The following is a 23,403-nucleotide window of genomic DNA, read 5'->3' on the forward strand; positions in this document are numbered from 1 at the left end:
GAACCATTGCTTGGGAAGGGGGTACGGCCACATGCCGGAGGAAGCTGGCGGCGAGGTGCGGGACGGGCTGACACCGGTGCTGCGGCCGGTGCGCGCGGGCAACGGCTTCGAGGAGGCGCTGGAGCAGATCCTCCAGGTCGTACGGCTGGGCCTGGTGCCGGGGGGTGGGCGGCTGCCGGCCGAGCGGGAGCTGGCGGAGCGGCTGGGGATCAGCCGGGTGACGCTGCGCGAGGTGCTGAAGGTGCTCCAGGACCAGGGGCTGGTGGAGTCGCGGCGGGGCCGGTACGGCGGCACGTTCGTGCTGCCGCGCAACGACGCCGGCGGCGAGGACGAGTTGCGGCGCCGGATCGCCGAGGTCGACATAGAGGACATGCTGCGGTTCCGGGAGGTGCTGGAGGTGGGCGCGGCGGGGCTGTGCGCCACACACGGCCTGTCGGACGAGCAGGAGGCGCGGCTGCGTCAGGCGCTGTCCCGCACGCACGACGCGCCGCTGGGCGACTACCGGCGGCAGGACACCCTGCTGCATCTCACGCTGACCGAGCTGTGCGGCTCGCCGACGCTGACCGCGCAGTACGCGGCGGTACGGGCCACGGTCAACGACCTGCTCGACTGCATCCCGCTGCTCGTGCGCAACCTGGAGCACTCGCAGCGGCAGCACACCGCCCTGGTGGAGGCGGTGCTGGACCGGGACGCGGACGGGGCACGGGAGATGATGCGGGAGCACTGCGCGGGGACGGCGGCGCTGCTGCGCGGCTTCCTGGGCTGAGCCGGGACGGGTCCCGGCGTTGCGAGGATTTACTGGTGATTAACGCAGGGGTATTGCCTTCCCGTAGCGGACACGGCAAAGGTATGGATCCATTCCATTGGGTCGAACCCTCTCGACCCCGTGTCCGCCTCCCGTGGGGAGCCTGCCCATGTCCCAGGAATCCACCAGCACACCCGCCGCCGTGCAGGCGGACGACTATCTGGAACGCAGGGCACTGCGCCGCGGCAGCGCCGGCTGGGTGCTGCTGACCGGCCTCGGCGTCGCCTACGTCGTCTCCGGCGACTACTCGGGCTGGAACTTCGGCCTGGCCGAAGGCGGCTTCGGGGGCCTCGCGATCGCCATGGTGCTCATGGGCGCGATGTACGCGTGCATGGTCTTCGCCCTCGCCGAGCTGTCCTCGATCCTGCCGACGGCGGGCGGCGGCTACGGCTTCGCCCGGCGGGCGCTCGGCCCGTGGGGCGGCTTCCTGACCGGTACGGCGATCCTCATCGAGTACGTCCTCGCGCCCGCCGCCATCGTCATCTTCATCGGCGACTACGTCGAGTCGCTGGGCCTGTTCGGCCTGGAGTCAGGCTGGCCGATGTACCTGGTCTGCTTCGCGATCTTCCTCGGCATCCACCTCTGGGGCGTGGGCGAGGCGCTGCGCTTCAGCTTCGTCGTCACAGGCATCGCGGTGGTCGCCCTGATCGTGTTCGCGCTGGCGGCACTGCCCGACTTCTCGCTCGCCTCGCTGGACGACATCCCGGTCGACTCCTCCGCCGCGGGGTCGAACTCCTGGCTCCCGTTCGGCCTGCTCGGCATCTGGGCGGCGTTCCCCTTCGGCATGTGGTTCTTCCTGGGCGTCGAGGGCGTGCCGCTGGCCGCCGAGGAGACGAGGGACCCGGCCCGTACGCTGCCGAAGGCGATCCGCTGGTCGATGGGCATCCTGGTCGTGCTGGCGGTGGTGACCTTCGTCGCGGCGGCGGGAGCCCGCGGCTCCGCCGCGATCCAGGAGGCGGGCAACCCGCTCGTCGAGGCGCTCCAGCCGGACGGCAAGGCGACGACCTTGAGCCGGATCGTGAACTACGCGGGCCTGGCCGGCCTGGTGGCGTCGTTCTTCTCCCTGATCTACGCCGGCTCGCGCCAGCTGTTCGCCTTGTCCCGGGCGGGCTATCTGCCGCGCTTCCTGTCGCTGACCAGCCGCCGCAAGGCGCCGTACCTGGGCCTGCTGGTGCCCGGCACGATCGGTTTCCTGCTGGCGGCGGTGTCCGGGAACGGCGCCCGGATGCTGAACATCGCGGTCTTCGGCGCGACCATCTCCTACGCGCTGATGTCCCTGTCGCACATCGTGCTGCGCCGCCGCGAGCCGGAGCTGCCGCGGCCGTACCGTACGCCGGGCGGGGTGCTGACCTCCTCCGTCGCCCTGGTGCTGGCCTGTGCGGCGCTGGTGGCGACGTTCCTGGTTGATGTGACGGCGGCGTTCATCGCGCTCGCGGTGTACGTCGTGGCCATCGCGTACTTCGGTCTGTACAGCCGAAAGCGACTGGTGGCGAAGGCGCCGGAGGAGGAGTTCGCGGCGCTGGCCGCGGCCGAGGCAGAGTTGACACGGGACTGAGACGTCGACTGTTGAGGGAGTTGTGGTGGCCAGGCCGTTGATCGGTGTCAGCACCTATCTGGAGTCCGGTGCGCGCTGGGGAGTGTGGGAACTGGAGGCCGCGCTGCTGCCGGTCGGCTACCCCCGGCTCGTGCAGCGGGCGGGCGGCCTGGCCGCGATGCTCCCGCCGGACGACCCCGCGTACGCGGCCGCGGCCGTGGCACGGCTGGACGGGCTGGTGATCGCGGGCGGGCCGGATGTGGAGCCCGTACGGTACGGCGCCGAGCGGCATCCCCGCACCGGGCCGCCGGCGCGGGAGCGGGACGTGTGGGAGCTGGCCCTGATCGACGCGGCGCTGGCGGCTGGTGTGCCGCTGCTGGGCATCTGCCGGGGCATGCAGCTCCTCAACGTCGCCCTCGGGGGGACGCTGGTGCAGCACCTGGACGGGCACGCGGAGGTCGTGGGCGTCTTCGGCAACCATGCCGTCAAGCCCGTGCCGGGGAGTCTGTACGCCGGGGTCGTGCCGAAGGAGACCTCGGTGCCGTCGTATCACCACCAGGCCGTGGACCTCCTGGGCGAGGGGCTCGTCCCGTCGGCCTACGCGGATGACGGCACGGTGGAGGCGCTGGAACTGCCGTCCGGTGAGGGGTGGGTGCTGGGGGTGCAGTGGCATCCGGAGATGGGTGAGGACGTGCGGGTGATGCGGGCGCTGGTGGAGGCGTCAGCAAGGGCCTGAGCCGATCCCGACCCGGACGTCGGCCCCGAGACGGGGCAGCGTGCGCACCCCGCACTGGCACCACCGGCGACGCGAGGTACTGAGTAGGAGAACTCATGTGCGTCGGAACCCGGACTGGCAGGGTTCGGGCATGACGAGTGGCAGAGGGGCACTGACGGTCCTGCATCTCCTCCTGGTCTGGGCGACGATGGCGGCCGCGGTGCCGCCGCTCGGCTTCGAGTTGCTGGTGTCGGGCTGGGGCGGTGGTGTCGGGGCGGCGGTGGCGGCCTTGGCGTTGGGGGTGCACTGACCGTGGGCCTGCTGGCCACGGCGGGCATACCGGCGCGCACCGTGGTGCCGCTGTGCGACTCCGTGCCGCGGCGGCTCGGCTGGGCGGTCATGGTCTTCGTCCTCGGCACGCTCGGCGTCCTGGCGGGCCTGGCCGCCTACGGCGGGGACGTCGACCTGGGGAGCGCCGGCACGCGGGTCGCGCTGACGGGGACGCCGTACGCCGTGGCCGCGGCGTTCTTCGTACCGAGCCGGTGGGTGCGGCTGGGGGCGGTGGCCGCGCTGGCGGCCGGCGTGGTCTACGGGGGCTTCGTCGGTCCGGCGCAGGCGCAGCAGCGCCGGCACGCGGCGGAGGTCGCGCGGTACCGGGAGCATCCGGAGCTGCTGTACCTGGGCACCGCCCCGACCGGGATGCGGGTATCCCGTGCCGTGGTCGGGCTCGCCTACTTCAGCGTCGAATACCACCCTGTCCGGCAGGACGAGAGCGGGCGCGTCGACCTGACGGTGCGCCGACCGCTCACGCCGACACTGCGATGCCCTGAGCTCGTGGAGAGGGACGCGACCTGCTCCGTGGACGTGCGCGGCGAGATGCGTGTGATCCACCGCCTCCCTGGCGGCATCCGCCACATCACCCTCATCCGCCACCACCGCGGCGCGGAGGTCAAGGTCTCCAGCCAGTCCCTCGACGAACCGGGCCTGCGCCGGCTCCTGAACACGCTGCACCCGCTGTCGGACACGGAGTTGGAAGGGCTGATGCGTGAAGAGATGATCGCCCAGAGCTTCTGAGCAAGACGTAGCGGGTCGGCCGACGGGAGGGCCTCGGAGACGGGAGGGCCTCGGAGTCAGAGGGCGGAGCCCCCTGGCCACAGCGAGGACCTACCCCCGCGTCAGCGACAGCAGGTCCCGGGCCGGCCCGGTAGGGCGATGCCCCGTCGGCCACACCGCCCTCAGGTCACGCGCCAGGGCGACCCCCTCCACCGGCACCCGCACCAGACGCCGCATCGCCAGCTCCTCCCCCACCGCCAGTTCACTCAGTACCGCAGGCCCCGCCCCGCTCACCACCGCCGCCTTGACGGCCGTGGTGGACGACAGCTCGATCAGCGGCCGGGCCAGCCCGCCCAGCGCCGCGTCCAGGACCTGCCGGGTACCGGAGCCCTTCTCACGGAGGATGAGAGGCGTCGACGCCAGTTCCCCGGCCGCCAGGGGGCGTCGACGGCGGGCCCAGGGATGGGCAGGAGCCGTGACCACTATCAGCCGGTCGTGGGCGATGACCACCGAGTCCAGGCCCGTCGGGACCGTCAGCCCCTCGACGAACCCCACATCCGCCTCGTCCGACAGCAGCCGCTCCGCGACCACCGTCGAGTTCCCGGCATGCAGGGACACCGCCGTGTCGGGCCGCTGGGCGCGCAGCGCGAGCAGCCACCCCGGCAGCAGATACTCGGCGATCGTCATGCTCGCCGCCACCCGCAGCCGGGAGTCACGGCGATCGCGCAGCGCCTGCGCCCCGATGTCGAACGCCTCCGCCGCCTCGACGATCCGCCGCGCCCAGTCCGTCACCAGCGCACCGGCGTCCGTGAGCCGGGACCCGCGCGGTGAGCGGTCGACCAGCGCCACGCCGAGCTGCCGCTCCATCGACCGGATCCGGCTGCTGGCCGCGGGCTGGGTGATGCCGAGTTCCCGCGCCGCCCCGCCGAGGCTGCCGAGCCGCGCCACCGCCAGCAGCAACTCCAAAGCGCCCAGATCCGGCACCCGGTGCGCCAGGGACCCGCCGGTCGGAACCTCACCCTGCTCTTCCGTCCTGCTCATAAACCCAGCTTATGTCGCCATAGAGGCGTACTCCCTGGTGGTGGGGTGCCCGCGACCCGACCGTGGAGTCATGGTCACCGCAGCCCAGTCCCTTGAGCGCACAGTCTCCGTCCGTCACCTCGGGCCCAACTGGTACGCCACGGTCATGGGCACCGCCGTCGTCGCCACCGCCGGGGCCGCCCTGTCGCCGCACGTCCCCGGGCTGCGCGGCGCGCAGGCCGCCGTCTGGGCCCTCTCGCTGGTCCTGCTCGTCACCCTGCTCGGCGCCCGGGCCGTGCACTGGGCCCACCACCGGGAGCAGGCCCGCGCCCACCTCCTCGACCCGGCGACGGCCCCGTTCTACGGCTGCCTCTCCATGGCCCTGCTGTCCGTGGGCGGCGGTGCCCTCACCGTCGGCCGGGACTGGGTCGGCGTGCGGGCGGCCGTGGCGCTCGACGCCGTGCTGTTCGGCGCCGGTACGGTCCTCGGGCTGGCGGCCGCCGTCGCGGTGCCGTATCTGATGGCCGTACGCCACCGGGTCGAGCCGGGACAGGCCACGCCCGTCTGGCTGCTGCCGCTGGTCGCGCCCATGGTGTCGGCCGCCGTCGGTCCGCCGCTGGTGCCCCACCTGCCGCCCGGTCAGGCCCGGGAGACACTGCTCCTCGTCTGCGTCGCGCTGTTCGGGCTCAGCCTGCTCGCGACCCTGCTCATGCTGCCGCTGGTCTTCGCACGGCTGATCACCGGCGGGCCGCTGCCGCTCACCCTCACCCCGACGCTGTTCCTGGTGCTCGGGCCGCTCGGGCAGTCCACGACCGCCGCCGCCGCGTTCGCGGACGTCGCCCCCGGGGTCGTGCCGGCGCCGTACAGCCAGGGCTTCGGTGTGCTCGCCGTGCTCTACGGCGTGCCCGTGATGGGGTTCGCGCTGCTGTGGTTCTGCCTGGCCACCGCCCATGTGCTGCGCGCCCGGCGGCACGGGATGCGGTTCTCGATGACCTGGTGGGCGTTCACCTTCCCGGTCGGCACCTGTGTCACGGGCGCCGAGGCGCTGGGCCGGCACACCGGGCTCGTGGCCTACGCGGGGCCGGCGGTCGTGCTGTACGCGGTGCTGGTCGCCGCGTGGGCGACCGCCGCCGCGGGCACCGTACGCGGGCTGCTCAGGGGCGAGCTGCTCGCAGGGCCCGGCCCAGTACCCGTGGTGCCTCGGCCAGCGACGGCCCGTACCACGTCAGGTGCCGTCCGCTGACGAGCGCGCAGGGCAGGCCCGGGAAGGCCTCGGGGCCGTCGTCCGCGGTGAAGCGGTACGGCTCGTCCGGGAGGATCACCACGTCCGGGGCGCAGGCGCGGAGTTCCGCGAGCGGGATGCGCGGGTAGCGGTCGGGGTGCGCGGCGTGGAGGTGGTCGACGCCGAGGCGGGCGAGGACGTCGCCCGCGAAGGTGTCGCGGCCCAGGACCATCCACGGGCGGCGCCAGATCGGTACGACCGCCGTCAGACGGGTCGGGGGCGGCGGCAGGGACGACCAGGTCTCCTCCGCCTCGTCGAGCCAGCGCGGGCGGCCCGCCACCCCGCAGGCGTCCAGGACGCGTGCCAGTTCCCGGAAGGCCTGCGGCACGTCGCGGATCTCCGTCACCAGGGCCTCGACGCCCGCCGCGCGCAGGGCCGCGAGGTCGGGTTCGCGGTTCTCCTCCTCGTTGGCGATCACCAGGTCCGGCGCGAGCGAGACGATCCGGTCGGTCTTCGGGTTCTTCGTGCCGCCGACACGCACGACGTCGAGGCCGGGCGGATGCGTGCACCAGTCGGTGGCGCCGACCAGGGCGCCGGGCGCGGACCGGGCCACGGCCTCGGTCAGCGACGGGACCAGCGAGACGACCCTCACCGGCGTGGCCGGTCCCGGACCGCCTCGATGTGCTCCGCCACGGCGACGACGATCACCCGGGTGTCGGACTCCGCCGCCCGCCAGCGGTGCCGCACACCGCCGGTGAGGTACAGCGTGTCGCCGCGGCCGAGCCGGTAGGCGCGGCCCTCCGCCTCGATCTCCACCGCGCCGTCGGCGACGTACATCAACTGGTCGTTGCGGTACTGGAACTCACGGCCGGCGTCGTGGTCGCCGGTGAACTCGGAGGCGTGCATCTGGTGGTGGCCGCGCACCAGGGACCGGGCTCTGGGCTGGGGCAGCGGTTCGGGGTCGTCGGCGCGGACGACGTCCACGCTGCACGCCGGGTCGGCCGCGGCGAGGAGCTCGACCGCGGTGGTGCGCAAGGCGTCGGCGACCTTCTCCAGGGAGCTGGTGCTGGGCCGCGCCCGGTCGTTCTCGACCTGGCTGAGGAACGGGACCGACAGGCCGCTGCGCTCGGCCACGACGGCGAGCGTGAGCTCCAGCGCGCGGCGCCGCCGACGCACGGCCGCGCCCACCCGAAGGGGCTGTTCTTTGTGGTCGCCCATCGCTCCGGCTCCCTCCTTCGCCCGTCGATCCGGTCCCTGTGCGCCGGAGTCCCGGCGCACTGCTTATGTTGAGTTGTCTGCACCCTACGCATGTTCGGCAAACCGTTGCATGCGCCCGTCACATCGACGTCATACAAGGCGGTGGGCGACCTCACAGTTCGCGCCAGGGGATTCGCCGTCCCCGGGGGCGGCGCGCGGATTCCTCCTACGGGAGGAACAGGGAGGGAGAAGGGTTTCGGGGGGGTGGAGTAGCGCTCTGTGGTTGTCCGGATCCAGCTCGTGGGTTCGGGTACGGGGCGGCACGCGGTGTGTCGCGTCCCGCCCCGTACCCGGGCCTCACTGCGGCGTCATGCGCTCCACCATGTCGGGGTGCTGCTTCAGCCACGCGGCGACGGCCTCTTCCTCATGGCCCTGGCCGCGGTCCTTGATCTCGCTCTCCAGGCTGCCGAGCTCGGCCTCGCTCATCTTGAAGTTCTTGATCCACTTCGTGAGCTGCGGGTACTGCTCGGGGAACTTCTCGCTGGAGATGGTGCGGATCGTGTTGCCCTCGCCGAAGGCCTTCTTGGGGTCCTTCAGCTTGGTCAGCTCGTAGTCGCTGTACGCCCAGTGCGGCGACCAGAGGGTGACGGCGATCGGCTCCTTCTTGGCGTAGGCGCGCTTCAGCTCGGCCAGCATGGCCGGGGTGGAGCCGTCGACGACCTCGTACTCCTTGTCGAGGCCGTAGCCGGGCAGGACCTTGTTCTTCAGCAGGTCCATCTCGCCGGTGCCGGGCTCGATGCCGATGATCTTCCCGTCGAAGGTGCCGGCCTTGCCCTTGAGGTCCTCCAGGGAGTCGACGCCCTTGACGTAGGACGGCACGGCGATCTCCAGGGAGGTCGGTTCGTACCAGGTGCCGAGGTCCTTGAGCCGGTCCTTGTTCTTGTCCCAGTAGTTCTTCTGGGCGTAGGGCAGCCAGGCGTCGAAGTTGAGGTCGAGATCACCCGAGGCCAGACCGGTGTAGACGGGGCCGACGTCCATCTGCTTCAGGTTCATCGTGTAGCCGCGCCGTTCGAGGACGTTCTTCCACAGGTACGTGACGGCGATGTCCTCGTCCCAGGGGAACCACGCCACGTCCAGCGGTCGCTTCGCCTCGGCGGGCGTGCTGCCGCCGGTGCCCTTGAGGGGGGCGAGCTTGTCGACGTAGCCGGGGTGCTGCTTCAGCCAGGCGCGGACGGCCTCCTGCTGGTTGCCTTCGCCGGCCTTGTTGATCTCGGCTTCGAGGCTGGTGAGCTCCGTCTCGCTCATCTTGAAGTTCTTCAGCCACTCGGCGACCGTCGGGTCGTCCTTCGCGAAGCCCTTGCGGGCCAGCGTGTGCACGCCGTCGCCCTTGCCCCAGGCGCCCTTGGGGTCCTTGAGCTTCTTCAGCTTGTAGTCGTTGTACGCCCAGTGCGGCGACCAGAGCGTGACGACGATCGGTTCCTTCTTGGCGTACGCGCGCTTCAGCTCGGCCAGCATCGCGGGCGTGGAGCTGTCGACGACCTTGTACTCCTTGTCCAGGCCGTACTCCTTGAGGACCTTGCTCTTGAGCAGGGCCATCTCGCCGGCGCTGGACTCGATGCCGGTGATCTTGCCGCCGAACTCGGACGCCTTGCCCTTGAGGTCCTCCAGGGAGTCGATGCCCTTCATGTACGAGGGCACGGAGAGCTCCAGGGAGGTCTTGCCGTACCAGGCGCCCAGGTCCTCGAGCTGCTTGCCGTACTTCTTCCAGTACTGGGCGTGGGTGGTGGGCAGCCAGGCGTCCGTCTGGAAGTCGACGTCGCCCTGGGCGAGGGAGGTGTAGAGCGGTCCGGCGTCGAGCTGCTTGGCCTCGACCTGGTAGCCGCGCTGCTCCAGGACCTCCTTCCAGAGGAAGGTGGAGGCGACGCCCTCGTCCCAGGGGATGTAGCCGATGCTGATCTTCTTGCCCTGGCCGACGTCCTTGCTGCCGGCCGCGGCGGTCGAGCTGGTGCCGCCGCCGAGGACCCCCATGCCGCCCGAGACGAGGGCGAGCACGACGACCCCGATCACGGCGACGGCCGGGCGGGGCCGGTACGACCAGATCTTCAGCCCCTGGGCGGCGCGCAGCCTGGCGGCGGCGCGGCGGCCGAGCGGGGAGACCTGGGTGCCCAGCGCGCTGGTCATGCGGTCGAGGTAGATCGCGAGGATCACGATGCCGACACCGGCCTCGGCGCCCAGGCCGACGTTGAGCTGGCCGATGGCCTGGTTGACGTCGCCGCCGAGGCCGCCGGTGCCGACCATGCCGGCGATGGCGGCCATGGACAGGCCGAGCATGATGACCTGGTTGACGCCGGCCATGACCGTGGGCAGGGCGAGGGGGAGCTGGACGCGCAGCAGGATGTTGCGGGGTGTGGTGCCGAACGCGTCGGCGGCCTCGACCAGTTCCTTGTCGACCTGGCGGATGCCGAGTTCGGTCATGCGCACGCCCGGGGCGAGCGCGAAGATCAGGGTGGCGACGATACCGGCGGAGGCGCCGGTGCCGAAGAAGAGGATCGCCGGGATGAGGTAGACCATCGCGGGGAGCGTCTGCATGAAGTCCAGGACGGGCCGGACCAGACCGCTGACGCGGTCCGAGCGGGCCGCCCAGATGCCCACGGGTATGGAGATCACCAGCGCGATGACGGTCGCCACGAGGACGAGCGCCAGGGTGATCATCGCGTTCTCCCACAGGTCGAGGGAGTCGATGAACGCGAATCCCACGAAGGCGAGGACACCGGCGAGCGTGCCGCGCAGCCAGAAGGCGATCACGGCGAAGATGCCCGCGAGGAGCAGCGGTTCGGGGGCCTGGAGGACGGCGTTGATGCCGTCGTAGAGGCCGAGGAAGACGGCCTTGCAGAAGTCGAACAGCCACCCCATGTGGGTGGTCAGCCAGTCGACGCCGTCGTTGACCCAGGTGCCGAGCTGAATCCTAGGCACGGGCGGTCACCTTCTCTCCGCCCTTGTCCCGCGGGGAGTCGCAGGGCTGCGGGGTGGCGTCCCGCTCGTCGCCGAGGAAGCCGACCAGGCGCTGCCGGGGGACGACGCCGATCAGCTTGTTGTCCCCGTCCACGACCGAGACGGGGTGGGAGAGCCGGGCGCTGATCGCGCACAGTTCCGTGAACGGGGTGTCGGTCGTGGCGGTCTCGCAGTGGCAGCCGGGGTCGTCGCCGGTGACCGAGGCGTCCATGAGCTCGCCCGCGGTCAGCACGCGGGAGCGGTCGACGTCCTGGGTGAAGGAGGCGACGTAGTCGTTGGCCGGACGCAGCAGGATGTCCTGCGCGGTGCCGTTCTGCACGATGCGGCCGTCGCGCATGACGGCGATGCGGTCACCGAGGCGCATGGCCTCGTTCAGGTCGTGGGTGATGAAGACGATCGTCTTCTTCAGCTTCTGCTGGAGCTCCAGCAGCTGGTCCTGCATGTCGCGGCGGATCAGCGGGTCCAGGGCGCTGAAGGACTCGTCCATCAGCAGCAGCTCGGCGTCGGTGGCGAGCGCGCGGGCGAGACCGACGCGCTGCTGCATGCCGCCGGACAGCTCGTCGGGCCAGGACTTCTCCCAGCCGGCCAGGCCGCACAGGGCGAGCGCCTCGTCGGCGCGGCGTACGCGCTCGGCGCGGGGCACGCCCTGCACTTCCAGACCGTAGGCGGCGTTCTCGCGCACGCTGCGGTGCGGGAAGAGCGCGAAGTGCTGGAACACCATGCTGATCTTCTTGGAGCGGACCTCGCGCAGCTCACGGTCGCCGAGCGCGGTCAGGTCCTGGCCGTCGAAGCGCACATGTCCGGCGGTCGGCTCGAGCAGGCCGTTCAGCATGCGCAGCAGCGTGGACTTGCCGGAGCCGGACAGGCCCATGACGACGAAGATCTGGCCGGGTTCCACGGTGAAGGACGCGTCGATCACGGCGGCGGTCGCGCCCTCGGCGCGCAGCTTTTCCCGGTCCGCCCCGTCGCGGAGCCGCTGGACCGCCTGGTCCGGTCTCCTGCCGAACACCTTGTACAGGCTCTCCGCCTGAAGCCTTGCTGACACGTGCACCTCAATTTCACGGCAATAGAACAGAGCGAGGACAGGACGCAAAAGTTGAATTGCGCAATTGCGCAACCAGCCTCGCTGCGGGGCGGCGCCTCCCCCCGATCCCGGACCCCAAACGCACAAGTGGGGCGCGTCACACATGAGGCGAGTGGCTGTCGGTGGCGTACGGCATGATGCGTGACGTGACCGGACGACTGATGCTCCTCGACACCGCCTCCCTGTACTTCCGCGCCTACTTCGGCGTCCCGGACTCGGTGAAGGCACCGGACGGCACGCCGGTGAACGCCGTGCGCGGGCTGCTCGACTTCATCGACCGCCTGGTCCGGGACCACCGGCCCGACCACCTCGTGGCCTGCATGGACGCCGACTGGCGGCCGCACTGGCGGGTGGAGCTGATCCCCTCCTACAAGGCCCACCGCGTCGCCGAGGAGCACGCGGCCGGCCCGGACGAGGAGGAGGTGCCCGACACCCTGTCGCCGCAGGTGCCGGTCATCGAGGCGGTGCTGGACGCGGTGGGCATCGCGCGCGTGGGCGTCGCGGGATACGAGGCCGACGACGTGATCGGCACGTTCACGGCGCGGGCGAAGGGCCCGGTCGACATCGTCACGGGCGACCGCGACCTGTACCAGCTGGTGGACGACGCTCGCGGGGTGCGCGTGCTGTACCCGCTGAAGGGCGTGGGCACGTTGCAGCACACCGATGAGGCGGTGCTGCGTGAGAAGTATGGGGTCGACGGCAGCGGGTACGCGGATCTGGCCCTGCTGCGCGGCGACCCCAGCGACGGCCTGCCCGGCGTGCCGGGCATCGGCGAGAAGACGGCCGCCAAGCTGCTGGCCGAGTACGGGGACCTGACCGGGATCCTGGCGGCGGTCGAGGACCGGGGCTCGAAGCTGACGCCGACGCAGCGCAGGCGGCTGGACGAGGCGCGCCCGTATCTGGCGGTCGCGCCGAAGGTGGTCAGGGTCGCGGGCGACGTACCGCTGCCGGACGTCACGACGGCGCTGCCGCGGACGCCGCGCGACCCGGCGGAGCTGGAGGTGCTGGCGGCCCGCTGGGGACTGGGCGGGTCACTGGAGCGCCTGCTGGCGACGCTCGCGGCGTGACCTGTGCGGGGCCGGTGGCCTTCCTTGAGGCCGGTGGCCCTCATCAATCTCTCATTCGAGAGGTGTTAAGTGGGGGGCGAGGTGCTAACTTAGGTAAGCCTAACTATACGAATCAGGGAGGCCCTCATGGCAGAGCGACCGGGACGCCAGCCGCGCAAACCACACTCCGCTCAGGTCGTCCGCACCGAGCGGCTGACCCCGCACATGCAGCGCGTGGTGCTCGGTGGCGAGGGCCTCGCCGACTTCGCGGCGGGCACCTGCACCGACCACTATGTGAAGCTGCTGTTCCCGCCCGAGGGAGTGACCTACCCGGAACCCTTCGACATGCAGCGCATCCGCGAGGAGCTGCCGCGCGAACAGTGGCCGGTGACCCGGACGTACACGGTGCGCCACTGGGACGCGGAACACCGCGAGCTGACCCTGGACTTCGTCATCCACGGCGACGAGGGCCTGGCGGGCCCCTGGGCGGCGCGCGTCCAGCCGGGCGAGACCGTGCGGTTCACGGGCCCCGGCGGGGCGTACGCGCCCGACCCGGACGCCGACTGGCATCTGCTCGTCGGCGACGAGAGCGCGCTGCCCGCGATCGCCCGCTCCCTGGAGGCACTGCCGCGCGGGGCCAGGGCGTACGCCTTCGTGGAGGTCTCCGGCCCCGAGGAGGAGCAGAAGATCGACTCGGACGTGGAGGTCGTCTGGCTGCACCGCGGTGACCGGCCGCTCGGCGAGGCGCTCGTCGAGGCCGTGCGGGGCCTTGCGTTCCCCGAGGGCCGGGTGCACGCCTTCGTCCACGGCGAGGCGCACTTCGTGAAGGAGCTGCGCCGGCTGCTCCGCGTCGAGCGCGGCATCGGGCGCGAGGACCTGTCGATCTCCGGCTACTGGCGCCGCGGCCACAACGAGGACGGCTGGCAGGCATCGAAGCGGGAGTGGAACGCGCGCATCGAGGCGGAGCAGGAGCGCACCCCCGCCGCCTGAGCGGCGCGAGACATCGCTCCGCCCCGGGCAGGCCGCGGTCAGTCACCCCGCACGCGCGCGTGCAGATGCATGTCGTGCCAGCCGTCCGGGTGCAGGATGGCACTGCGCTTGGTGCCTTCGAGGGCGAATCCGGTCCGCGAGGCGACACGGCAGGAGGCCTCGTTGCGCACGGCGTGCAGCAGTTCGAGACGGTGGAAACCGATCTCGTCGAGCGCCCAGCGGGCGAGTGCGGTCGTGGCCCGGGCGGCGACGCCCCGGCCGCGTGCCGCCGGGGCGGTCCAGTACGCCACCTCCGCCACGCCGTCGTCGAGCCGTATCTCGCGCAGCGCCACCCGCCCCAGCAGCCGGTCGGAGTCCGCGTCGACGACGGCCCACTGCGCCTCCCGTTCCTCCTCCCAGGCCTGATGCCAGTCGCGGATCCAGCCGGCGACCTCCTCCTCGGAGTCGGCGGTCCGGGCGTGCCACTGGTGCATCACGGGGTCCTGGAAGACCTCGTACACCGCAGGGGTGTCCCCGGCCCGCCACGGGCGCAGGAGGAGTCCGTCGCCGGTGGCCAGGGTGGGCTGCGGGTGGCCTGTGAAGACCTCGGGCGTCAGGACCGGGCTGGTGAGGAAGGGCATGCCCACATCCTGGCAAGAGAGCGGTGGCCCGCCCCACTCGTTTTCCGCCGGTGCCCGCCCGCCTCGTACGCTGGGCCGCGATGAGACGCAGGACCCGCATCCCGCCCGCTCCCCTGCCACAGCGCCACGGGGTCGACCCGGTGCGGGTGCGGCTGCCCGCCGCGGGGGCGTGGGCCACGGTGCGTGAGCATCTGGTGGAGCGGCTCTCGGGGGCCGGCGACGGAGTCGTCGACGGGATGTTCGACGCGGGGCTCGTCGTCGGGGCGGACGGGCGGCCCGTGCCGGCGGACGCGCCGTATGTGCCCGGGATGTTCGTGTGGTTCCACCGGGAGCTGCCCGACGAGGTGCCGGTGCCGTTCCCGCTGGAGGTCGTGTACCGGGACGAGCACCTCGTCGTCGTCGACAAACCCCACTTCCTCGCCACCACCCCGCGCGGCAGCCATGTCGCCGAGACCGCGCTGGCCCGGCTGCGCCGCGAGCTGGAGATCCCGACGCTCAGCGCCGCGCACCGGCTGGACCGGCTCACCGCCGGACTCGTGCTGTTCACCGTGCGACCCGAGGAGCGCGGGACCTACCAGACGCTGTTCCGCGACCGGCGGGTGCGCAAGGAGTACGAGGCCGTCGCCCCGTACGATCCCGGCCTCGCCCTGCCCCGGACCGTGCGCAGCCGGATCGTGAAGGAGCGCGGCGAGCTCACCGCCCGGGAGGTGGCGGGCGAGCCCAACGCCGTCAGCCGCGTCGAGCTCGTCGAGCACCGCCCGGACGGGGCCGGCGGACTCGCCCGGTACCGGCTCGTGCCCGGCACCGGGCAGACCCATCAGCTGCGTGTGCACATGGCCGCGCTGGGCGTGCCGATCCTCGGCGACCCGCTCTACCCCGAGGTCACCGCTCCCGTGCCGGCCGGTGACTTCCGGCGCCCGCTCCAACTGCTGGCCCGGGCCCTGGAGTTCACCGACCCGGTCACGGGCGTGGAGCACCGGTTCCGCAGCGGCCGGGTGCTCGCGGCCTGGGCGTCGCAGGACCGGTGGGCCGCCGGGACGTACGACGGCCCGTCGGACGGTCAGTAGCCGCGCCACCAGCTCACAAAGCGCTGCCAGACGCCCTTGCGGCGGGCCGGTTCCTCAGCCGCCGGCTGCGGGGTCTCAGGAGCCGGCTGGGGTTGCGCCGGAGCCAGCTCAGGCTGCGGCTGTGCGGCGACCGGTGCGGTCTGGGACTGCGGTTGCGGCTGCGCGATGCCGATCTGCCAGTCCGAGCGCTGTGGGGGGACCGGCTTGTGGCTCGGCGTCTGCGTCACGTCCTGCGGCGGCTTGGGCGCGAACTGCACCGGCAGTGCCACGAGGTGCCGGGAGGCGATGGACCCCGTCCAGCGCAACTCGTCCTTGTCACAGTCGAGTTCGACGTCCGGCAGCCGCATCAGCAGCGCGTCGACGCCGACGTCGGCGATGGAGCGGCCGATGTCCTGACCGGGGCACTCGTGCGGGCCGCCGCCGAACGCGAGGTGGGACCGGTTGCCCTGCATGCTGGCCTTCAGGTCCGGCCGCACCCGCGGGTCGACGTTGGCCGGCAGCGGGGCGAAGAGCAGTCCGTCACCCCGGCGGATGCGCTGCCCGCCCAGCTCGGTCTCCTGCTTGGCGAAGTAGGCGAAGACCGTGCTGAACGGCGGCTCGTTCCACAGCGACTGCTCCACCGCCTCCGGCACCGTCATCTGGCCGCCGTTGAGCTGGGCCCGGAAGCGCGGGTCGATCAGCACCGTGAGCAGCACGTTGGACAGCAGGTTGGTGGTGGCCTCGTAGGCGGCGAAGAGCACCAGGCGCAGGTGTTCCCTGACCTCGTCGTCGGTCAGCCGGGCCGGGTGGGTGATCAGGTAGCTGGCGAGGTCCTCCTCCGGCTGGGCGCGGCGCCTGACGGTGAGCCGGCTCAGGGCGTCCATGACGTAGGAGTGGCTGGCGATCGCCGTCTCGGTGCCCTTGAGGGCGTCACGGGCGGCCTCGACGAGACGGTCGTTGTACTCCTCGGGCATGCCGAGGATCTCGCACATCACCGCCATCGGCAGGTGCTCGGAGAACTGTCCGACGAGGTCGGCCTCGCCGTGCTCGCAGAACCGGTTGACGATGGCCTGCGTGCTGCGGTTGATGTAGCGGCGCAAGCTGCGGAAGTCGATGGTCGAGATGGCGCCCTGAACCGCGCCGCGCAGCCGCTTGTGCTCGTCGCCCTCGGCGTGCGAGGCGATGGGCTGCCAGGCGATGTGCGGCATCAGCGGGTGATCGGGCTTGACCAGGCCGTCCCTGAGCGGGGTCCAGATGCGGCTGTCCCGGCAGAACTGCGAAGGCGAGCGCACCATGTGCAGGTTCTCGGCATGGCCGAGCACGATCCACATCGGTACGTCGTCGTGGAGCAGCACGGGCGCCACGGGGCCGTGCTCCTTCCGCAGCTGCTCGTACAGCGCCGGCAGGTCCTCCGACTCCTGCAGCCGGTGCAGTCCCCCGGGCCCGAGGCCGTGCGCGGGGCAGCCGGGGGGCGGGCCGGTCCGGGGGGCGTCCGTACCGGTCGGGGCGTGGGATTCAGGCGTCACAGTGGTCGCTCCGAAACTGAGGTGAATCCAGATGTACGGGGGCAAGATGGGGCGGGCGCGGACACGGGATCAGGTGCGCGAGCCCGTCATGGCGAGCGAGTGCAGGAAGCGCATGAGGGTCATCAGGACGTCACGGCTGGAGGCCCGCCGCCGCGCGTCGCACTCGATGATCGGGATGTCCGGCGTGAGATCGAGGGCCGTGCGCAGCTCCTCGATGGCGTAACGGGGGGCGTCGGGGAAGGAGTTGACGGCGACCACGAACGGTACGCCGCGCTCCTCCAGGCGCCCCATCACATCGAAGCTGACCTCCAGCCGACGGGTGTCGATCAGCACCACCGCGCCGAGCGCGCCCTCGAACAGGCCGTTCCACAGGAACCAGAAGCGCTGCTGGCCGGGTGTGCCGAAGAGGTACAGCACGAGTTGCTCGGTGATGCTGATCCGCCCGAAGTCCATCGCGACGGTGGTGGCCGTCTTGGACGCGGAACCGAAGTTGTCGTCGACACCGATGCCGGCCTGCGTCATGGTCTCCTCGGTGGTCAGCGGTGTGATCTCGCTGACCGAGCCGACCATGGTCGTCTTGCCGACGCCGAAGCCACCCACGATCACGATCTTGGCCGCGGCCTGCGCCGTGTGGGGCAACTGGTCCTCGGCCCGGGGGCCCGGGATGGTGTCAGAGCCTTTGAAGTCCATTCATCACCGCTTCGAGGAGGGAACGGTCGGTGCGTTGCTGGCGGACGATCGGGGCGCGCGCCTGCACCAGTTCCGCCGTCAGCAGCTCGGTGAGCAGCACGCCCATCGCGCTGAACGGCAGGTGGAGGTAGGCCGACAGCTCGGCCACGGACAGGGGGGCGGCGCAGAGCCGGAGCACCGCCGCCTGCTCGGGAGAGGCGGAGGGCGGCGGGTCCGTGGCGCGCGCCACGATTAACGTCACCAGGTCGAGCTCGGCCCGTTCACCGTCCGGGCCGGCCACCACGTACATCCGCTCGGGATTCCTGACCTTGCCCTCGCCCTCCTGGGGCGCGGGCGGATCCGGGACGGCGGGATCGCGCCTCTGGCGTTGCGGAGGCGTCATACGATCTGCCCGTTCCGCCGGGGCGGACTGGTGAGATGGCCGCCGATCCGGACGACCAGATCGCGCATCATCGCGCTCATCCGTCCGGGTTCGCACCGCACGTCGGAGAGCACCGCGAGGAAGGCGTTGGCTCCGGCGCTCATCAGGTAGAAGTAGCCGCGGTCGATCTCGATCATGACGAGCTTCATCTCGCCGTCGCCGACGGTGAGTTCCTGGCAGACGCTGCCCGCGAGGGACTGCAGGCCGGCGCAGGCCGCGGCGACCCGGTCGGCCGCGTCGGGCTCGCCGCCGTAGCGGGCGATGCGCAGACCGTCGGCCGAGAGCACCACGATCATCTCGATGCCCGGCACGCCGTCGGCGAGCTGCTTGAGCATCCAGTCGAAGTTGCCTCGCTGCTGGATCACTTGAGGTCCCCCTCGTCGTCGGCCTCGGTGGGAGCCGGGTCGTTGAGCAGGTGCAGGTACTTGGTCGGGTTCCGGATGAAGTCGGTCGGGTGGGTGCCGGGCTCGATGCCCTGCTTGAGCCCCTCCCAGAAGGCCTCGAGGCCCTTGCCGGGGGCGTCGGGGGCGTTCATGTCGCGCAGGGGCTTGGGCTCGGGCTCCAGCGTCGCCCAGGGGTTGTACTCGCCCCGTTCGGCGGCCTCCCGGTCGGCCTTCTCGTTGGCGGCCTGCTGGGCGAGTCGCTCGGCGAGCGGCGTCTTCACCCGGCTGCGGCGCTGTGGCAGGCCGTTCGGCGTCCACTCGGTGACCTCGGGGACGTCGTCGTCCTCCAGGGAGACCGTTGCGGGGATGCGCGGGCTGGTGGGGCGGCGCTTCTTGGGCGTGCGCTTCGGCCCCTCGGGGATGCCGACCGTCATGGGGATGCCGGTGGCGCCGATGCCGTGGGCGAGTCCGACACCGGGCTCGTGGGTGATCATCTCGCTCGGCACGATGAGGATGGCGCGGACGCCACCGTACGCGGAGGCGCGCAGCGAGACCTGCATGTTGTACGCCGTGCACAGACGTCCCACGACGGCGAGGCCGAGGCGCGGGTGCTCACCGATGTCCTGCAGGTCGACGCCCGCCTTGGCGGCCTCCAGCATGCCCTCGATCCGGGCGCGTGCCTCCTCGTTGAGGTTGACACCGCCGTCCTCGATCTCGATGCAGACGCCGGTCTGCACCTCGGTGGCGGTGACGTGCACCTTCGTCTGCGGCGGCGAGTAGCGCGTGGCGTTGTCGAGGAGCTCGGCGGCGGCGTGGATGACCGGCTCGACGTAGATGCCCTTGACGCTGACCTTGGCGATGGAGGACAGCTGGATGCGCCGGTACTCCAGGATGCGGGACATGGCACCGCGCAGCGTGCTGTACAGGGACACCGGCTCGGGCCACTGCCGTCCGGGGCGGCCGCCGCCGAGGACGGAGACGGAGTCGGCGAGGCGGCCGATCAGGGCGTTGCCGTGGTCGATGCGCAGCAGGTCGTCGAAGACCTCGGGGTTGCGGCCGTGGTCCTCCTCCATCTCCCGGAGCTCCTCGGCCTGCTGGTGGATGATCGCCTGGACACGGCGGGCGACACTGACGAAGGAGCGCGCGGCGGCGTCGCGCATGGTCACTTCGCGATCGACGATCTTGAGCACCGCCAGCAGTGTCTCGGCCTGCGGGGCGGGGAGGTCGCGGTACTCGGGGTTGGCCACGCCGAGCTTGCGAATCACCTCCCTGGGGGATTGTCCGGTGCTCAGCAGCTGGAGCGCCGCGGGGATGATCTCCCTCGAGAAGCGGACCAACTCGTTCTCGTGGGCGGCGATCCGCTGTTCCAGATGCGTGCTGTGCCTGGCGTGCTCGGCCCGCTGCTTGCGCAGGGCACGGCCGCGGCGCACCGCCTCGGCCGCCGCCGCGATCACCAGCACGGTGGCGATGCCACCGCACCAGCCGACGGCGAGCCGGGCCGGCGCCGTCACCAGGGCGACAGCGGCTCCGGTGGCCGCGGCCATCACTATGGCCGGCAGCAGCAGCAGTCGCGCGTAGGGCAGTTCAGCGCGACCGGGAGGGGATTGAACACTCACCATGTGGGCCTTCTGAAAGGAGTCGGCTGGGGTTCGGAAGGACTTGCAAGGGGGTATGTCATGAAGCTGTAGGACTCTTCCGCACATTGGGGAACGAGCGCACGAATTCATCTCAAGCCGGTGCGCTGCGGGCGAGCTTAGTCCGACCGGATCATCGCCATGTCATATTCAGCAACTGCCGGAAACCGGTCGCGAAGGGATAGTACGCTCAACCTTTTACACGCTGCGACATCGTTCGAACACGGCGCGTAATAGCGAACAGGCATACGAAAGCCCGTTCACCGTGATGGGTGAACGGGCTTCAGTACAACGCTGCTTCAGGGGCGCGGGGCCGTGTCGATTTGCGGCTCCGCCGCGTGGGCGCGAGCAACCACGACCAACCGGCACCCGCGCAACAGCTCACCCCACCGACGAGTAGGCGACAACTCCCCGCAGCAACAGATCAACGGCCTTACGGGCGTTCTTCACCACCGAAGACCCTTGTGGGGCCGCCGCCGCGATCTGTCCCAGCACATCGATGACCTGCTTGCACCACCGCACGAAGTCCCCCGCCGGCATCTCCGCCTCGCGCAGCACCTCGTCGAGCCCCTTCCCGGAGGCCCACATGTACGCGGCCCAGGCGAACCCCAGGTCCGGCTCACGCTGCCCGACACCCTCGGTCTGGGAGATCCGGAACTCCTCCTCAAGGGCGTCCAGCCGCCCCCAGATCCGCACCGTCTCGCCCAGCGCGGCCTTGGCCTTGCCCGACGGCAGCTTCGGCGCCAGCGCATCGTCCCCGACGCGCGCCTCGTACACCAACGCCGAGACACACCCGGCCAGTTCGGCCGGGCCGAGCCCCTCCCAGACGCCCTCGCGCAGACACTCGCTGGCGAGCAGGTCCAGCTCGCCGTACAGCCGCGCGAGCCGCTTGCCGTGCTCGGTGACCTCGTCGCCGCGCAGGTAGTCCATCTCGGTCAGCAGCGCCACGATCCGGTCGAACGTCCGCGCGATCGTGTTCGTACGGCCCTCGATGCGCCGCTCCAGCTGCGAGGTGTCCCGCAGCAGCCGGTGGTAGCGCTCGGCCCAACGGGCGTGGTCCTCACGGTCGTTGCACCCGTGGCAGGGATGCGCGCGCAGCGCCGTCCGCAGCCGGGCGATCTCGCGGTCGTCGGCCGCCTGGGAGCGCCGCTTGCGGTGCCGCTCGGCCGGGATGTGCCCGGCCTTGGTGCGCAGCGCGGACGCGAGGTCCCGACGGGACTGCGGTGAACGGGGGTTGAAGGACTTCGGGATCCGCATCCGCTCCAGCGCCTCGACCGGCACCGGGAAGTCGATGGCCGCCAGCCGCTTCACCTGCCGCTCGGCGGTCAGCACCAGCGGGCGCGGCCCGTCGTGGTGCTCGAAACCGCGGTGGCCGTTCGAACGGCCCGCGGGCAGGCCCGGGTCCAGCACCAGCGCCAGGCCCGCGTACTTGCCGGTGGGCACATGGATGACGTCTCCGGGCTTCAGCTTCTCCAGCGAGACGGCGGCCTCCGCGCGCCGCTGTGCCGCACCCTGCCGGGCCAGCTCGTTCTCACGGTCCTTCAGTTCGCGGCGCAGCCGCGCGTACTCCTCGAAGTCGCCGAGGTGGCAGGTCATGGAGGCCTTGTAGCCCTCAAGACCCTCCTCGTTGCGCTGCACCTGCCGGGAGATGCCGACGACCGACTTGTCCGCCTGGAACTGCGCGAACGACGTCTCCAGCAGCTCGCGCGAGCGGTGCCGGCCGAACTGCTCGACCAGGTTGACCGCCATGTTGTACGACGGCTTGAAGCTGGACCGCAGCGGATACGTGCGCGTGCCGGCCAGGCCCGCCAGGTGCTCGGGGTTCATGCCGCGCTGCCAGAGCACGACGGCGTGGCCCTCGACGTCGATGCCGCGCCGTCCGGCCCGCCCGGTCAGCTGTGTGAACTCGCCCGGGGTGATGTCCGCGTGCTGCTCGCCGTTCCACTTGACGAGCTTTTCCAGCACCACCGAACGGGCGGGCATGTTGATGCCGAGGGCGAGGGTCTCGGTCGCGAACACGGCCTTGACCAGGCCGCGCACGAACAGCTCCTCGACGACCTCCTTGAAGGTCGGCAGCATGCCCGCGTGGTGGGCGGCGATGCCGCGCTCCAGGCCCTCCAGCCACTCGTAGTAGCCGAGGACGTGCAGGTCCTCGTGCGGGATGGACGCCGTGCGCTCCTCGACGAGCGCGCGTACCCGGTGGCGCGCCTCCTCGTCGTTGAGCCTGAGGCCCGCGTACAGGCACTGCTGGACGGCGGCCTCGCAGGCGGCGCGGCTGAAGATGAAGGTGATGGCGGGCAGCAACCCCTCGGCGTCGAGCCGCTCGATGACCTCGGGCCGGCTCGGCGTCCACACCCGGGAGCGCTGTCTGCGCTCACGCTCGCGGTCGGCCTCGCGCTGCCGGCCGCGCCGGCGGTCCTGGTACGACGGCCGGGTCGCCTCCATGCGCGCCATGCGCGTGAGGTCGGGGTTGACGGCCTTCTTGTGGCCCTCGCCCTCCTCGAAGAGGTCGTACATCCGCCGCCCCGCCAGCACGTGCTGGAACAGCGGCACGGGCCGGTGCTCGGAGACGATCACCTCGGTGTCGCCGCGGACCGTGTCGAGCCAGTCGCCGAACTCCTCGGCGTTCGACACGGTAGCCGAGAGCGAGACGAGCGTGACCGACTCGGGGAGGTGGATGATCACCTCTTCCCATACGGCGCCCCGGAAGCGGTCGGAGAGGTAGTGCACCTCGTCCATGACCACGTAGCCGAGGCCCAGGAGCGTCTGCGAACCGGCGTACAGCATGTTCCGCAGCACCTCGGTGGTCATCACGACCACCGGGGCGTCGGAGTTGACGCTGTTGTCGCCGGTGAGCAGGCCCACCTTGTCCGTGCCGTAGCGGCGGCACAGGTCGGCGTACTTCTGGTTCGACAGCGCCTTGATGGGCGTCGTGTAGAAGCACTTCTTGCCCTGCTGGAGGGCGAGGTGGACGGCGAACTCGCCGACGATCGTCTTGCCGGAGCCGGTGGGCGCGGCGACCAGCACGCCCTTCCCCGCCTCGAGCGCCTGGCAGGCCTCGATCTGGAAGGGGTCGAGGCCGAAGTCGTACATCTCGCGGAAGGAGGCGAGCGCGGTGGCCTGCTCGGCAGCGCGCTTGCGGGCTGCCGCGTACCGCTCGGCCGGTGAGAGATCCTCTGTCATCGTGCTTTCGAGCGTACCGGGCCGCACTGACAACAGGACGATCATTATCCGGATCACTGAGCGGCGGGCAGCCGCGCAGAAGTGGGCTTCGTGGGCACCGCGCCGGCCGCAGCCGCCGCTGACGCCGTGCACCCAAGGGCCTGCAGTGGACGACCGAGAGCGGCGCCATCGCGTGCATGTGCCCCCACCCTTGCCTGGGTGGGGGCACCTCCTCGTCGCTTC

General features: G+C 71.3%; 21 protein-coding genes. 9 read left to right on the forward strand and 12 right to left on the reverse strand.

What is annotated here, in order from left to right:
* Window positions 1-31: 31 nt before the first annotated feature.
* The 5 genes from ACIBNA_RS28630 (at window position 32) to ACIBNA_RS28650 (ending at window position 4,128) form a co-directional block, all read left to right on the forward strand.
* Complete coding sequence (locus ACIBNA_RS28630; protein ID WP_399168068.1) at window positions 32-766, forward strand: FadR/GntR family transcriptional regulator; 735 nt, start codon at window positions 32-34, stop codon at window positions 764-766.
* A gap of 148 nt (window positions 767-914) precedes the next feature.
* Entirely contained in the window at window positions 915-2,360 is a 1,446-nt protein-coding gene (gene eat / locus ACIBNA_RS28635) for an ethanolamine permease (protein ID WP_399168069.1), read from the forward strand.
* A gap of 22 nt (window positions 2,361-2,382) precedes the next feature.
* The gene (locus tag ACIBNA_RS28640) at window positions 2,383-3,075 is read left to right on the forward strand and encodes a gamma-glutamyl-gamma-aminobutyrate hydrolase family protein (protein ID WP_399168070.1); all 693 of its coding nucleotides are present in this window, start codon (window positions 2,383-2,385) and stop codon (window positions 3,073-3,075) included.
* 130 nt (window positions 3,076-3,205) lie between these two features.
* Window positions 3,206-3,364: a hypothetical protein gene (locus ACIBNA_RS28645; protein WP_399168071.1), complete on the forward strand. Its 159-nt coding sequence runs from the start codon at window positions 3,206-3,208 to the stop codon at window positions 3,362-3,364.
* A 2-nt stretch (window positions 3,365-3,366) separates the two neighbouring features.
* The gene (locus tag ACIBNA_RS28650; RefSeq protein ID WP_399168072.1) at window positions 3,367-4,128 is read left to right on the forward strand and encodes a hypothetical protein; all 762 of its coding nucleotides are present in this window, start codon (window positions 3,367-3,369) and stop codon (window positions 4,126-4,128) included.
* Window positions 4,129-4,218: 90 nt separating this feature from the next.
* Here ACIBNA_RS28650 and ACIBNA_RS28655 read toward each other — a convergent pair whose 3' ends face one another.
* Window positions 4,219-5,148 (reverse strand): LysR family transcriptional regulator, encoded by a 930-nt coding sequence (locus ACIBNA_RS28655; RefSeq protein WP_399168073.1) that lies wholly within the window; start codon window positions 5,146-5,148, stop codon window positions 4,219-4,221.
* Between the two features lie 70 nt (window positions 5,149-5,218).
* Between ACIBNA_RS28655 and ACIBNA_RS28660 the strand changes: the two genes are divergently transcribed.
* Entirely contained in the window at window positions 5,219-6,370 is a 1,152-nt protein-coding gene (locus tag ACIBNA_RS28660; protein ID WP_399168074.1) for a TDT family transporter, read from the forward strand.
* Here ACIBNA_RS28660 and ACIBNA_RS28665 read toward each other — a convergent pair.
* The 4 genes from ACIBNA_RS28665 to ACIBNA_RS28680 form a co-directional block, all read right to left on the reverse strand.
* Entirely contained in the window at window positions 6,282-7,001 is a 720-nt protein-coding gene (locus ACIBNA_RS28665; protein WP_399168075.1) for a helical backbone metal receptor, read from the reverse strand. The two genes, ACIBNA_RS28660 and ACIBNA_RS28665, sit on opposite strands and share 89 nt — an antisense overlap.
* Window positions 6,998-7,567, reverse strand: a complete 570-nt coding sequence (locus ACIBNA_RS28670; protein ID WP_274815138.1) for a helix-turn-helix domain-containing protein — start codon at window positions 7,565-7,567, stop codon at window positions 6,998-7,000. The genes ACIBNA_RS28665 and ACIBNA_RS28670 overlap by 4 nt, the downstream gene beginning before the upstream one ends.
* A 336-nt stretch (window positions 7,568-7,903) precedes the next feature.
* A complete protein-coding gene (locus tag ACIBNA_RS28675; RefSeq protein ID WP_399168076.1) occupies window positions 7,904-10,519 on the reverse strand; it encodes an ABC transporter permease/substrate binding protein in 2,616 nt (871 codons plus the stop codon).
* Complete coding sequence (locus ACIBNA_RS28680) at window positions 10,512-11,603, reverse strand: glycine betaine/L-proline ABC transporter ATP-binding protein (protein ID WP_399168077.1); 1,092 nt, start codon at window positions 11,601-11,603, stop codon at window positions 10,512-10,514. The genes ACIBNA_RS28675 and ACIBNA_RS28680 overlap by 8 nt, the downstream gene beginning before the upstream one ends.
* Window positions 11,604-11,779: 176 nt before the next feature.
* Between ACIBNA_RS28680 and ACIBNA_RS28685 the strand changes: the two genes are divergently transcribed.
* Both ACIBNA_RS28685 and ACIBNA_RS28690 read left to right on the forward strand, forming a co-directional pair.
* Window positions 11,780-12,709 carry a 5'-3' exonuclease H3TH domain-containing protein gene (locus ACIBNA_RS28685; RefSeq protein ID WP_399168102.1) on the forward strand — a complete coding sequence of 310 codons (930 nt, stop codon included), beginning with the start codon at window positions 11,780-11,782 and terminating at the stop codon, window positions 12,707-12,709.
* Between the two features lie 126 nt (window positions 12,710-12,835).
* On the forward strand, window positions 12,836-13,678 hold the full coding sequence (locus ACIBNA_RS28690) for a siderophore-interacting protein (RefSeq protein WP_399168078.1): 843 nt from the start codon (window positions 12,836-12,838) through the stop codon (window positions 13,676-13,678).
* A gap of 38 nt (window positions 13,679-13,716) precedes the next feature.
* Here the strand turns inward: ACIBNA_RS28690 and ACIBNA_RS28695 are convergent, their stop codons facing one another.
* A complete protein-coding gene (locus tag ACIBNA_RS28695; RefSeq protein WP_399168079.1) occupies window positions 13,717-14,298 on the reverse strand; it encodes a GNAT family N-acetyltransferase in 582 nt (193 codons plus the stop codon).
* 80 nt (window positions 14,299-14,378) lie between these two features.
* Between ACIBNA_RS28695 and ACIBNA_RS28700 the strand changes: the two genes are divergently transcribed.
* Window positions 14,379-15,365: an RluA family pseudouridine synthase gene (locus tag ACIBNA_RS28700; protein ID WP_399168080.1), complete on the forward strand. Its 987-nt coding sequence runs from the start codon at window positions 14,379-14,381 to the stop codon at window positions 15,363-15,365.
* Here ACIBNA_RS28700 and ACIBNA_RS28705 read toward each other — a convergent pair.
* From ACIBNA_RS28705 to ACIBNA_RS28730, 6 genes are all read right to left on the reverse strand, one after another.
* Window positions 15,359-16,870, reverse strand: a complete 1,512-nt coding sequence (locus tag ACIBNA_RS28705; protein ID WP_399168081.1) for a cytochrome P450 — start codon at window positions 16,868-16,870, stop codon at window positions 15,359-15,361. The two genes, ACIBNA_RS28700 and ACIBNA_RS28705, sit on opposite strands and share 7 nt — an antisense overlap.
* A 69-nt stretch (window positions 16,871-16,939) precedes the next feature.
* Window positions 16,940-17,560 carry an ATP/GTP-binding protein gene (locus ACIBNA_RS28710; protein WP_274815145.1) on the reverse strand — a complete coding sequence of 207 codons (621 nt, stop codon included), beginning with the start codon at window positions 17,558-17,560 and terminating at the stop codon, window positions 16,940-16,942.
* Window positions 17,541-17,942, reverse strand: a complete 402-nt coding sequence (locus ACIBNA_RS28715; RefSeq protein WP_399168082.1) for a DUF742 domain-containing protein — start codon at window positions 17,940-17,942, stop codon at window positions 17,541-17,543. Before ACIBNA_RS28715 ends, ACIBNA_RS28710 begins: the two co-directional genes overlap by 20 nt.
* Entirely contained in the window at window positions 17,939-18,346 is a 408-nt protein-coding gene (locus tag ACIBNA_RS28720) for a roadblock/LC7 domain-containing protein (protein WP_031141974.1), read from the reverse strand. Before ACIBNA_RS28720 ends, ACIBNA_RS28715 begins: the two co-directional genes overlap by 4 nt.
* Window positions 18,343-19,983: a sensor histidine kinase gene (locus tag ACIBNA_RS28725; protein ID WP_399168083.1), complete on the reverse strand. Its 1,641-nt coding sequence runs from the start codon at window positions 19,981-19,983 to the stop codon at window positions 18,343-18,345. The genes ACIBNA_RS28720 and ACIBNA_RS28725 overlap by 4 nt, the downstream gene beginning before the upstream one ends.
* Before the next feature lie 396 nt (window positions 19,984-20,379).
* Window positions 20,380-23,226, reverse strand: coding sequence for a DEAD/DEAH box helicase (locus ACIBNA_RS28730; protein WP_399168084.1), 2,847 nt, complete (start codon window positions 23,224-23,226; stop codon window positions 20,380-20,382).
* Between the last annotated feature and the right edge of the window lie 177 nt (window positions 23,227-23,403).

The organism is Streptomyces sp. NPDC050164, from assembly GCF_044459945.1.
In the GTDB taxonomy this organism is placed as follows: Bacteria; Actinomycetota; Actinomycetes; order Streptomycetales; family Streptomycetaceae; genus Streptomyces; species Streptomyces coeruleorubidus_A.